This is a genomic window from Pseudomonas sp. A125 (assembly GCF_055409485.1).
In genome coordinates, this window is sequence record NZ_JBUZVP010000002.1 from 263,221 (window position 1) to 275,044 (window position 11,824).

The window sequence follows — 11,824 nt, forward strand, 5'->3', positions numbered from 1 at the left end:
GGAAAGCCCCTCGAACGAGGGGCTTTTTTTTGCCTGTTGATTCGCCCAGGCCTGTTACGAGATGACATGCCTTGGGCGGAACGACCTACGCCTGCCTTACCACCATGGAACCAAGACCTTGGAGCATCTGGTGGGGAGAACGGAATGGCGAACGTATCAGTTTCAGGTAGCAGTGCTGCAAGGCGGTTACGGTATGACAATGCAGTTGCAAGTCAGGGCATCGGGGGATCGGACCGCACGGGAGACCCGAAAAATAGCGTTGTTGCCAATGCTGAGACGGTCAAAAAGCTGCTCAGAGAGTTGGACGACGCCGAAAAAACCTCCAAGAGCCAGACTGTTCAGGAACTGCGTGACAAGCTTCATGAGACGCGAAAAGAGCTTGGCGAGGAAGCGTTCAAGGAGGTCCTCGAGCAGCTGAAAAAGGAGCTGTCCGAGCAGTGGCTGGCGCTGTTGAAGGCCCTGTTTCCGGATTTGTTCCCGGATGCGCCTTCCCCTTCGCCAGCGCCCACACCTTCGCCTGGCGGTGGAGGAGGTGGAGGGGGGCGCCGTGGTGGCGGGTTCGGTCCCACCGAGTCCATGAGCAACAAGCCGATTACCGAAGGCGCCAAGCACTTCAACTACAAACCCGACAACAGTAACCCCGGGAAAAAACCGGACAATATCTGGAGCGGTTTCAGCCAGGGCCCTGATGGCAACTGCGTCACTGTTTCGGCGATAAAGGCCGCGATGATGCAGTTTGGCCAGAAGCCCACCGACGTTTTCCAGGAAGTGAAGCAGAACGGCAGTGGTTTCGACGTGACCATGCGCGATGGATTCAAGCTCTCCCTGTCGCAGAACGAATTGCAGCAGGCGGCTACGCATGCACGGTTCAAGGGCGATGATCCGGCCATGATGACCGACGCCAATTTCATGTACGCCGCGAGTGCCAAGCGGGCGCAGATTGAAAACAACGACGGCTCGGCCGGGCGCAGTTTCCAGGCGGCGATGAGCAGTCTCAACGACGGGGAATACTCGCGGGAGGGCTTGGACCGTTTGGGCTTGAGAGGGCGTTACAGGCCCGCCACTGATGCCGACTTGAGAAACAGCAAAGTGGGGACGGTTGAATACGACGGCCATTCGATGGCCGTGATCGATGGCCGGATCGAGTTGTGGGGGAGGCGAGGCAGCGTGCCTCAGTCAGGTACCGCGACGGTGTTGTTCTAGGCAAAAGAAAACCCCCGATACGCCATGGGCCTATCGGGGGTTTTTCAACCTTGGGTGGTTACACCCAGGGTGGGCTCAGCTTACTGGCAAGCTTCGCAATCCGGCTCGTCGATCGCGCAGGCTTTAGGCACTGGCGCCGGGCCGGCTGGTGCGGCGAGAACCGAATCATCACCGTGGTTGCCGCCGCTGGAAACAGCGTTCAGCTTGCCGGTGTTGATGGTCGACTTCTCGGTGCTGGTAGCGGCCAGGGCACGGAGGTAGTAAGTGGTTTTCAGGCCACGGTACCAAGCCATGCGGTAGGTCACGTCGAGCTTCTTGCCCGATGCGCCGGCGATGTACAGGTTCAGCGACTGAGCCTGGTCGATCCACTTCTGGCGACGGCTGGCTGCGTCGACGATCCACTTGGTGTCCACTTCGAAGGCAGTCGCGTAGAGCTCTTTGAGTTCTTGCGGGATGCGCTCGATCTGCTGCACCGAACCGTCGTAGTACTTCAGGTCGTTGATCATGACCGAGTCCCACAGGCCGCGGGCTTTGAGGTCGCGAACGAGGTACGGGTTGATCACGGTGAATTCGCCCGACAGGTTCGACTTCACATACAGGTTCTGGTAGGTCGGTTCGATCGACTGCGATACGCCGGTGATGTTGGCGATGGTAGCGGTCGGTGCGATGGCCATGATGTTGGAGTTACGAATGCCTTTCTGCACACGGGCACGTACCGGCGCCCAGTCCAGGGATTCGTTCAGGTCAACGTCGATGTACTTCTGGCCACGTTGCTCGATCAGGATCTGTTGCGAATCCAGCGGCAGGATGCCCTTGGACCACAGCGAACCCTGGAACGTCTCGTATGCACCGCGCTCGTCGGCCAGGTCGCAGGAAGCCTGGATCGCGTAGTAGCTGACCGCTTCCATGGACTTGTCGGCGAACTCGACCGCAGCGTCCGAACCGTAAGGAATGTGCTGCAGGTACAGCGCATCCTGGAAGCCCATGATCCCCAGGCCAACCGGACGGTGCTTGAAGTTGGAGTTCTGCGCCTGTGGCACCGAGTAGTAGTTGATGTCGATAACGTTATCGAGCATGCGAACGGCGGTGTTCACGGTACGTGCAAGCTTTACGGTGTCCAGCTTGCCGTTGGTGATGTGGTTCGGCAGGTTGATCGAGCCCAGGTTGCAAACGGCGATCTCGTCCTTGTTGGTGTTCAAGGTGATCTCGGTGCACAGGTTCGAGCTGTGGACCACGCCCACGTGCTGCTGCGGGCTGCGCAGGTTGCACGGGTCTTTGAAGGTCAGCCATGGGTGGCCGGTTTCGAACAGCATGGACAGCATCTTGCGCCACAGGTCTTTGGCCTGGATGGTCTTGAACAGCTTGATCTTGCCCGGGTACTGGGACAGGGCTTCGTAGTACTCGTAGCGCTCTTCGAAGGCCTTGCCGGTCAGGTCGTGCAGGTCTGGCACTTCGGATGGCGAGAACAGGGTCCACGGGCCGTCATCGAAGACGCGCTTCATGAACAGGTCCGGGATCCAGTTGGCAGTGTTCATGTCGTGGGTGCGACGACGGTCATCACCGGTGTTCTTGCGCAGCTCGATGAACTCTTCAATGTCCATGTGCCAGGTTTCCAGGTAGGCACATACAGCGCCTTTGCGCTTGCCACCCTGGTTCACGGCCACAGCGGTGTCGTTCACTACTTTGAGGAACGGTACAACGCCTTGCGACTTGCCGTTGGTGCCCTTGATGTACGAACCCAGTGCACGCACCGGCGTCCAGTCGTTGCCCAGGCCGCCTGCGAATTTGGACAGCATGGCGTTGTCGTGGATCGCGTGGTAGATGCCCGACAGGTCATCCGGCACGGTGGTCAGGTAGCAGCTCGACAGCTGTGGACGCAGGGTGCCGGCGTTGAACAGGGTCGGAGTGGACGACATGTAGTCGAAGGACGACAACAGGTTGTAGAACTCGATCGCACGGTCTTCCTTGTGCTTCTCTTCGATCGCCAGGCCCATGGCCACGCGCATGAAGAACACTTGCGGCAGTTCGAAGCGGATACCGTCCTTGTGGATGAAGTAACGGTCGTACAGGGTTTGCAGGCCCAGGTAGGTGAACTGCTGGTCGCGCTCGTGGTTAATCGCCTTGCCGAGTTTTTCCAGGTCGAAGGTGGCCAGGATCGGGTTCAGCAATTCGAATTCGATGCCCTTGGCGATGTAGGCAGGCAGGGCCTTGGCGTACAGGTCGGCCATCTCGTGGTGAGTGGCGCTGTCGGCGACGCCGAGGAAGCCCAGGCCTTCGGCGCGCAGGGTGTCCATCAGCAGGCGCGCGGTCACGAACGAGTAGTTCGGCTCACGTTCAACCAGGGTACGGGCGGTCATCACCAGGGCGGTGTTGACGTCGGTCAGGGCCACGCCGTCGTACAGGTTCTTCAGGGTTTCGCGTTGGATCAGGTCGCCGTCGACTTCTTCCAGGCCTTCGCAGGCCTCGGTGATGATGGTGTTCAGGCGGCCCAGGTCCAGCGGTGCAAACGTACCGTCGGCCAGGGTAATACGGATCGAGGGGTGAGCTTGCACGGCGGCTTCTTCGGCCGGGGTGCGTACAGCACGTTCCTTGGAACGGGCGTCACGGTAGATCACGTAGTCGCGTGCAACCTTCTGCTCGCCGGCACGCATCAGGGCAAGTTCAACCTGGTCCTGGATTTCTTCGATGTGGATGGTGCCGCCCGATGGCATGCGACGCTTGAACGTTGCGCTGACCTGTTCGGTCAGGCGGGCAACGGTGTCGTGGATGCGCGACGAGGCGGCAGCGGTGCCGCCTTCAACTGCAAGAAACGCTTTGGTGATGGCGACGGTGATTTTGTCATCGGTGTAAGGAACGACAGTGCCGTTACGCTTGATCACACGCAGTTGGCCCGGCGCGGTGGCAGACAGATCCATATTCGAATCAGCGGCCTGCGGCACGGAGCCTTGCGGGTTCTCGCGAGTTGTGTCGGTTTGCATGGGGGGTTGTCTCCACATTCTATATTTATTTGGGCACCATCACGGTGCCCACCGTTCCGTCCTGAAGCACTTACAACAGGCCAAGGGCCTGGCATAACAACTTCGGGACAGGAGGAAGGGAGCTGTTCGCGCCGCTTCCATGCCGAAGTCTTCGGTTACAAGCCTTGGGGGCTCTTTACCGTATTCCTGGTGGGTGACAGTTTCGTACTGCAACACCCGTACCGTTTTTGCCTGATCGGGGCTAAAAACGGCTGCCATCCGCGTACGCGGTTTGGTCTTGTGAAAAAGGCTTAAGTTCAACCAAGCAGGAGCAAGAAAGGACTTGAGTTTCTTGTCTGATTTGTGTTTGGTCTTTTCGCTGAAAACCCTACATGTAGGGTTTTTTTGGCGACGACCTACAAGATAATGCGTTTTGGGGGGTATGGCAACGCACTATCTGTGGATAACGCTGTGGGTAAAATGTGTATGAAACGTGGAACAGGCGTGTAGGCCGCATTACTGCTGCATTGCACCGTTTGTCACTGAATATTCCGAGGTGAAACCCCCCGGTTGGATTTTTGCGGGCGCGAACCCTATCACAAAAAAACACCATGTCCGAACGCATTTGCGCGCTTGTGCTAGAGGGCTGGCCCGTTGCTACAATCGTCCTTTAATTCACGCGATATCTTGTTCACTCCACATGACAACCGTAGGAGTGAGCTTGCTCGCGAACGACGTCAACGATAACGCTGGAAACTTGAATAAACGCGGTGCCCTTGAGTTTTCGCGGGCAAGCCCGCTCCTACAATAATGAGAACCGAGGTAGCGCATGGAGCATGAAGCCTGGCAGGTATTGATTGTCGAGGACGACGAACGACTGGCTGAGTTGACCCGTGATTACCTGGAGGGCAACGGCCTTCAGGTATCGGTGGAAGGCAACGGCGCCCTGGCAGCGGCGCGAATCATCGCCGAACAGCCCGACCTGGTGATCCTCGACCTGATGTTGCCCGGCGAAGACGGCCTGAGCATTTGCCGCAAGGTGCGCGAGCGTTACGACGGTGTAATCCTGATGCTCACCGCGCGTACCGACGACATGGACCAGGTGCTGGGCCTGGACATGGGCGCCGACGACTACGTGTGCAAACCCGTACGCCCACGCCTGCTGCTGGCGCGCATCCAGGCATTGCTGCGGCGCAGCGAAAGTGTCGAACCGGCCAGCCCCGAAAAACAGCGACGCCTGCAATTTGGCCCGCTGGTGGTGGACAACGCCTTGCGCGAAGCCTGGCTGCACGAAGGCGGCATCGAACTGACCAGCGCCGAGTTCGACCTGCTGTGGCTGCTGGTGGCGAATGCCGGGCGGATCCTGTCCCGGGAGGAAATCTTCACCGCCTTGCGCGGCATTGGCTATGACGGCCAGGACCGCTCCATCGACGTGCGTATTTCGCGAATCCGTCCGAAAATCGGTGACGACCCGATCCACCCGCGCCTGATCAAGACCATTCGCAGCAAAGGCTACCTGTTCGTCCCCGAAGCTGCCGCTGACCTTACGCCGTGAACTCGATCTTCCTGCGCATTTACGGCGGCATGTGCGCGGCACTGATTCTGGTGGCGTTGCTCGGCGTACTGGCCTTGCACCTGCTCAATGAAGTGCGCAGTGGCCAGTACCGCGAGCGCCTGGCCCATGGCACCTTCGCGCTGATGGGCGACAACCTGCAACCCATGAGCGCCATCGAACGCCGCCGAGCGCTGGCGGTGTGGGAGCGCTTGTTGGGCATCCCGCTGCAGTTGCAAACCGTGGCCGAGGCGCACCTGGACCTGAGCCAGCGTACCCGCCTGCAACGCGGGCAGGTGCTGGTGGAGCAAACCGGCCCTCACGCGGCCAGGGTGCTGAGGCTGGTCAGTGATCAGGAGCAACTGCTGCTTACCGGTGAAGTGCAGCAAATCAGCGAACAGCTGGCACGGGCGACCATTTACCTGTTGGCCGATGAGCTGGTGCGTTTCCCGGTGGCCGAGCAACCGCAAAAGCTTGCAGACCTCAAGCAGGCCAAGGGTTTTGGCTTCGAGATGCACCTGATGATGCTCGACCAGGCTGATATGGACGACGACCAGCGCCGTCGCGTGTCCGAGGGCGACACGGTGATGGCCCTGGGCAAGGGCGGCGATTCGATCCGGGTGTTTGCCGGCATGGTCGGCACGCCGTGGGTGTTGGAAATCGGCCCGCTGTACCAGATGAACCCATACCCGCCGCAATGGCTGATTTTGATTGCACTGATCAGCCTGACCCTGATCGGCTTGATCGTCTATCTATTGGTGCGCCAGCTGGAGCGGCGCTTGAGTGGCCTGGAAGCCGCCGCCACGCGCATCGCCAAAGGCAGCCTGGAAGTACGTGTGCCGGCCCGCGGTGCTGATTCGGTGGGGCGCCTGGCAGCAGCGTTCAATGGCATGGCCGAACACCTGCAACGCCTCTTGGCGATCCAGCGCGAATTGGTGCGCGCGGTGTCTCACGAGCTGCGCACGCCGGTGGCGCGCCTGCGGTTCGGCCTGGAGATGATCAGCGACGCGGCCACGCCTGAGGCGCGGCGCAAGTACATGGAAGGCATGGACAGCGACATCCAGGACCTCGATGGCCTGGTGGACGAGATGCTCACCTACGCACGGCTGGAGCAGGGTTCGCCGGCACTGAACTTCCAGCGGGTCGACCTCAGCGCGTTGCTCGACCAAGTGATTGATGAACTCTCCCCGCTACGCCCGCAAATAACCGTAGCGCGGGGCATCTGCCTGTCTTCAGCCCATTGGGACGACGCATGGGTGGAGGCCGAGCCGCGCTACTTGCACCGTGCCCTGCAAAACCTGGTGAGCAACGCCATGCGCCATGCCCAGGGCCAGGTACTGATCAGTTACCAGGTGGGCCAGGTGCGTTGCCGCATCGACGTGGAAGACGACGGGCCGGGAGTACCGGAAAGTGCCTGGGAGCGCATCTTCACCCCGTTCCTGCGCCTGGATGACAGCCGCACCCGTGCGTCGGGCGGGCACGGGTTGGGGTTGTCGATTGTGCGGCGGATCATTCATTGGCACGGCGGGCGGGCGTTGATCAGCAAGAGCAACAACCTGGGGGGTGCGTGTTTCAGCCTGAGCTGGCCAAGAGACCAAGAGAAACCCCGCCCGTAGCAGCTGTCGAGCCCTGGCGAGGCTGCGTTGGACCCAACTCGGTTTCGCGCCTGGCTCAACATCGGCGGCGCTCCCGACGCAGCCTCGCTAAGGCTCGACAGCTGCTACGGCCACCAGGCTCAACAACTGCCCGTCATCCACCGCAAACTGCGCTTGCAGCTCCTTGCCATGGCACCACTCTGCAGACAAATCCGTCAGCAACCGCAGCCGCGCATGGCCGGTATCCGACCATTCCAGCAACTCGGCATGCTCAAAATAAAAGCGCTTGTGCACAATCGGGTAGAGCGCCTTGAACAGGCTTTCCTTCGCCGAAAACGTCAACGTCACCAACTGCGCAATTTGCTCCCGCGGCCCGGCGGCCATGCGCTGCAATTCATCTGCGGTCAAAATTTCCCCGGCCAGGCGTTCCGCCCGCTCCAGGGTCAGCAGGTTCTCAAGGTCCATCCCCAACCCGCGCCACTGGGCCTTGTGCGCGACGATGGCTGCCGCATGCCCGGTGCTGTGGGTGATCGAACCGCTGATGTGTGCTGGCCAGACCGGTGCGCGGTCCTCGCCAATCGCCGGCACGCAATCGAGCCCATCCAGTAGTTGCAACGCTGCGCGGGCACACAGGCGACCGGCAAGAAACTCCGCCTGCCGCTTGGCCACCGAACGCTGGATGCTCGCGGGTGGCGGCACGGCGCTGCGCTGGAAGTCGCCGTTGGCCAGCAAGGCCGGGTCAAAACGGGTACGCAGCAATACCGTGCCGGGCAAGGCGACGGGCAACGGCCAATGGGCGTCAAGTGGGGTGCAGCAGGCGGGTAGGGAATTCATGCCGGGTATTTTGCCGAGTTGCAGGGCTGCTGGATAGCCTGCGTCCAGGGGCACGTAAATAACTTGTTACACAGTAGCCGGCTTCGGTTCAGCCCAGGTTCAGAGAGTGTTCAGGGGGAGTTCAGGGGCGTCTGCGTAGTCTGGCCCTGTACCCAAAGCCAAAGCGTGTGAGGTAGCACCATGACTGCGATCAAGAAGCTGATGTTGGCGTTAACCATGCTCAGCGCCACTGCTGGTGTCCAGGCCTCTGACGCGAGTTTCGCGGGTTTCACTAAAGAGAAGAGCAAAAAGCCCTACAGCCTGCTTCAGCGGGTGAGCTTCGAGGATGCGGGGGAACAGGCCGCGCCTTGGGGCGAATCCCTGGGTCAGCGAACCCCGCAGTCGGACTATCGCGTGGGCAATGAAAACCTGTCAGGTCACTTCAACGGCAGTAAACTGCGCCAGCAAGACCTGCAAGGCCGCTATGATATACCCCAGTCGGAAAGTTGATTTGCCGTGGAGAGCTTTATGAAATTGCTGGTTGTCGAAGATGAGGCGTTGCTGCGTCATCACCTGTTGACCCGCCTTACCGACAGCGGTCACGTGGTCGAGGCCGTGGGCAATGCCGAAGAGGCGCTGTACCAGACCGGGCAATTCAACCACGACCTGGCGATCATCGACCTGGGCCTGCCCGGCATGGGCGGCCTGGACCTGATCCGCCAACTGCGCGCCCAGGCCAAGACGTTCCCTATCCTGATCCTGACCGCCCGCGGCAATTGGCAGGACAAGGTCGAAGGCCTGGCCGCGGGTGCCGACGACTACGTGGTCAAGCCGTTCCAGTTCGAAGAGCTGGAAGCGCGGATGAACGCACTGCTGCGCCGCTCCAGCGGTTTCACCCAATCGACCATCGTCGCCGGGCCTTTGTTGCTGGACCTCAATCGCAAGCAGGCGTCCCTCGACGAGCAGCCGCTGGCGCTGACCGCCTACGAATACCGCATCCTCGAATACCTGATGCGTCACCACCAGCAAGTGGTCGCCAAGGACCGCCTGATGGAACAGCTCTACCCCGACGACGACGAGCGCGATCCGAACGTCATCGAGGTGCTGGTAGGCCGCTTGCGCCGCAAGCTGGAAGGCCCGGCGGGGTTCAAGCCGATCGACACCGTGCGTGGCCTGGGCTACCTGTTCAATGAGCGCTGCCGTTGATTCGCTCGTTACGTGTGCGTTTGATGCTCGCGGCCACCACCCTGGCCGTGCTGTTTATGCTGGCCTTGTTGCCGGCCATGCAGGGCGCCTTCAGCCTGGCCCTGCAGGACTCCATCGAGCAGCGCCTGGCGTCGGATGTCACCACGCTGATTTCGGCTGCCCGGGTTGAAAACAATCGCCTGCTGATGCCTGCGCAGTTGCCGGATGAGCGCTTCAACCTCACCGACAGCCGCCTGCTGGGCTACATCTATGACCGCGAAGGCCACCTGGTATGGCGTTCGCGCGCGACCCAGGAAGAGAACATCAACTACAAACCGCGCTATGACGGGCGCGGCAACGAATTTGCGCGAATTCGCGAGGCCAACGGCCAGGAATTTTTTGTCTATGACGTCGAGGTCAAGCTGCTGGGCGGCAAGAGCGCGGCGTTCAGTATCGTCGCCCTGCAACCGGTGCGTGAATACCAACTGACCCTCGAAGGCCTGCGCGAAAACCTCTACCTGGGCTTTGGCGCCGCATTGCTGGTGTTGCTGACCCTGTTGTGGCTGGGCCTGACCTGGGGCTTGCAAGCGCTGCGCCGCCTGAGCCAGGAACTGGATGAAATCGAAGGCGGCACCCGGGAAAGCCTCAGCGAGCAACACCCCCGCGAACTGCTGCGCCTGACCGGCTCCCTCAACCGGTTGCTCCATAGCGAACGCGAGCAACGTACCCGTTACCGTGACTCCCTGGACGACCTGGCCCACAGCCTGAAAACCCCGTTGGCGGTGCTCCAGGGCGTGAGCGAAGACATGGCGCAGCGCCCCGAAGACCGTGACCAGGCTTGGGTGCTGCAATCGCAGATCGAACGCATGAGCCAGCAGATCAGCTACCAGTTGCAGCGCGCCAGCCTGCGTAAAAGCGGCCTGGTGCGTCACCAGGTCCGGCTGGAACCGGTGCTGCAAAGTTTGTGCGACACCCTGGACAAGGTCTACCGCGACAAAGGCGTGAAGGTCGCCTTCGATTTGCCGGACGAGTGCGACGTACCGATCGAGAAGGGCGCCTTGCTCGAGTTGCTCGGCAACCTGCTGGAAAACGCCTACCGCCTGTGCCTGAGCAAAGTGCGCATTACCTTGCAGGAAAGCCTGGAAGGCACCGAACTGTGCATCGAAGACGACGGCCCCGGCGTGCCACCAGACCAGCGTGCGCGCATCCTGCAACGGGGCGAGCGGCTGGACCGCCAGCACCCGGGGCAGGGGATTGGCCTGGCGGTGGTCAAGGACATCATTGAAAGCTACGGCGCACGGCTGACCCTGGGGGATTCACCGCTGGGTGGTGCCGCGTTCAAGATCCATTTCCCGGCTGTCTGATTCCGCTATCTCCCCGTAGCAGCTGTCGAGCTTTAGCGAGGCTGCGTAGGGCCCCCACTCGGCCTTGCGCCTGGCTCGATATTGGCGGCGCGCCCAACGCAGCCTCGCCAAGGGTCGACAGCTGCTACGGTTAGGTTTCTTGTGCTCTATAGGCCCCCGGCGTCAACCCGGTCCACTTCTTGAACGCCCGATGAAACGCCGACGGTTCGGAAAACCCCAACTGCTCGGCGATCTCCTGCAACGACAAATCCGCCCGCCCCAGATGATAAATCGCAATGTCCCGGCGTAATTCATCCTTGAGCGCCTGAAAGCTGGTGCCTTCCTCCCGCAAATGCCGACGCAGGGTCTGCGGGCTGATATGCAGGTGCTGGGCGACGGCTTCCAGGTCGGGCCAGGGTGTGCGGTCGCGGCTCAATAAACGGCGCAACTGGCTGCTCAAACTGTCGCCTTCATCTGGCCGCGACAACAGGTCGGCCGGTGAGCGTTCGAGAAAGTGCTTGAGCGTGCGCTCGTCCTGCAACAGCGGCAGGCTCAGGTAACGGCTGGGAAACACCAGGCTGCTGCTGGGCGCCGCGAATACCTGCGGGCAGGGGAACAGCAAATCATATTCAGCGGCGTGGGGCGGCATTGGGTAGCTGAACGTGGCCTGGTCCAGGCGGATACGCTGGCCGACCAGCCAACTGCCGAGGCGATGCCAGATCACCAGCAGGCATTCACTGAGGAAGTGATCCGGGTCCCAGAGCTGCGAATCGTCCAGGCTCAGGCGGGCCATTTCCCCTTCGCGTGTCAGGCGCCAGCGCGGACCCTGCGGGAATAGGCTATAAAATAATAAGCCGCGTTCCAGCGCTTTCTCCAGGGTGCGGCAGTGAATCAGCGCGTGGCACATCATGGCGAAGGTGCCGCGCTTGCTCGGGCCTTCGGCGAAGCCCAGGTATTCGTCATCCAGCGCCAGCCAGAGCATTTGCAGCAGCCGGGTGAATTGCTCCGGGGCGATACGGGCGCGGGGTTCGTTCAGCAGTTCGGGGGTGATGCCCACTTGCGGCAGCAGGCCCGAATAGTCGTAGCCGGCCCGGCGCGCACCGCCAAGGGCGGCCCGGGCGTAATGACTGGCGATGGTACGTTCGCGCATGAGGGGCCTCGTCCATTGAGTGGCGG

9 protein-coding genes are annotated in these 11,824 nt (G+C 61.2%); 6 read left to right on the forward strand and 3 right to left on the reverse strand.

Translation table 11 applies throughout. The annotated features are described in order from the left end of the window. Positions 1–144 precede the first annotated feature (144 nt). On the forward strand, positions 145–1,203 hold the full coding sequence (locus tag ACZRN6_RS04260) for a hypothetical protein (RefSeq protein ID WP_464007283.1): 1,059 nt from the start codon (positions 145–147) through the stop codon (positions 1,201–1,203). A gap of 80 nt (positions 1,204–1,283) precedes the next feature. Here the strand turns inward: ACZRN6_RS04260 and ACZRN6_RS04265 are convergent, their stop codons facing one another. After that, positions 1,284–4,181, reverse strand: coding sequence for a ribonucleoside-diphosphate reductase subunit alpha (locus ACZRN6_RS04265; RefSeq protein ID WP_464007284.1), 2,898 nt, complete (start codon positions 4,179–4,181; stop codon positions 1,284–1,286). Between the two features lie 808 nt (positions 4,182–4,989). On the opposite strand from ACZRN6_RS04265, the gene ACZRN6_RS04270 reads away from it, so the two are divergent. Together ACZRN6_RS04270 and ACZRN6_RS04275 are read left to right on the forward strand one after the other, a co-directional pair. Continuing rightward, positions 4,990–5,715 carry a response regulator gene (locus ACZRN6_RS04270; RefSeq protein ID WP_322146914.1) on the forward strand — a complete coding sequence of 242 codons (726 nt, stop codon included), beginning with the start codon at positions 4,990–4,992 and terminating at the stop codon, positions 5,713–5,715. Beyond that, entirely contained in the window at positions 5,712–7,328 is a 1,617-nt protein-coding gene (locus tag ACZRN6_RS04275) for an ATP-binding protein (protein WP_322146912.1), read from the forward strand. Before ACZRN6_RS04270 ends, ACZRN6_RS04275 begins: the two co-directional genes overlap by 4 nt. Before the next feature lie 87 nt (positions 7,329–7,415). Here ACZRN6_RS04275 and ACZRN6_RS04280 read toward each other — a convergent pair whose 3' ends face one another. After that, the gene (locus ACZRN6_RS04280) at positions 7,416–8,141 is read right to left on the reverse strand and encodes a 4'-phosphopantetheinyl transferase family protein (RefSeq protein WP_322146910.1); all 726 of its coding nucleotides are present in this window, start codon (positions 8,139–8,141) and stop codon (positions 7,416–7,418) included. A gap of 180 nt (positions 8,142–8,321) precedes the next feature. Here ACZRN6_RS04280 and ACZRN6_RS04285 point away from each other — a divergent pair, with 180 nt between their 5' ends. Genes ACZRN6_RS04285 through ACZRN6_RS04295 form a run of 3 tightly spaced genes read left to right on the forward strand, consistent with a single transcriptional unit; the run spans position 8,322 to position 10,669 of the window. Continuing rightward, positions 8,322–8,630, forward strand: coding sequence for a hypothetical protein (locus ACZRN6_RS04285; RefSeq protein WP_322146908.1), 309 nt, complete (start codon positions 8,322–8,324; stop codon positions 8,628–8,630). A gap of 18 nt (positions 8,631–8,648) precedes the next feature. After that, positions 8,649–9,326 carry a response regulator transcription factor gene (locus ACZRN6_RS04290; protein ID WP_322146906.1) on the forward strand — a complete coding sequence of 226 codons (678 nt, stop codon included), beginning with the start codon at positions 8,649–8,651 and terminating at the stop codon, positions 9,324–9,326. Further along, complete coding sequence (locus ACZRN6_RS04295; protein ID WP_322146904.1) at positions 9,323–10,669, forward strand: ATP-binding protein; 1,347 nt, start codon at positions 9,323–9,325, stop codon at positions 10,667–10,669. Before ACZRN6_RS04290 ends, ACZRN6_RS04295 begins: the two co-directional genes overlap by 4 nt. Positions 10,670–10,799: 130 nt before the next feature. On the opposite strand, the gene ACZRN6_RS04300 is transcribed toward ACZRN6_RS04295, so the two are convergent. Beyond that, entirely contained in the window at positions 10,800–11,798 is a 999-nt protein-coding gene (locus ACZRN6_RS04300; protein ID WP_464007285.1) for an AraC family transcriptional regulator, read from the reverse strand. Positions 11,799–11,824: the final 26 nt, after the last annotated feature.

Excerpts from the sequence above, each read along its gene's own strand:
- ACZRN6_RS04260 (WP_464007283.1), top strand. The coding sequence starts at position 145 with ATGGCGAACGTATCAGTTTCAGGTAGCAGTGCTGCAAGGCGGTTACGG.
- ACZRN6_RS04265 (WP_464007284.1), bottom strand. The coding sequence starts at position 4,181 with ATGCAAACCGACACAACTCGCGAGAACCCGCAAGGCTCCGTGCCGCAG.
- ACZRN6_RS04270 (WP_322146914.1), top strand. The coding sequence starts at position 4,990 with ATGGAGCATGAAGCCTGGCAGGTATTGATTGTCGAGGACGACGAACGA.
- ACZRN6_RS04280 (WP_322146910.1), bottom strand. The coding sequence starts at position 8,141 with ATGAATTCCCTACCCGCCTGCTGCACCCCACTTGACGCCCATTGGCCG.
- ACZRN6_RS04285 (WP_322146908.1), top strand. The coding sequence starts at position 8,322 with ATGACTGCGATCAAGAAGCTGATGTTGGCGTTAACCATGCTCAGCGCC.
- ACZRN6_RS04290 (WP_322146906.1), top strand. The coding sequence starts at position 8,649 with ATGAAATTGCTGGTTGTCGAAGATGAGGCGTTGCTGCGTCATCACCTG.
- ACZRN6_RS04300 (WP_464007285.1), bottom strand. The coding sequence starts at position 11,798 with ATGCGCGAACGTACCATCGCCAGTCATTACGCCCGGGCCGCCCTTGGC.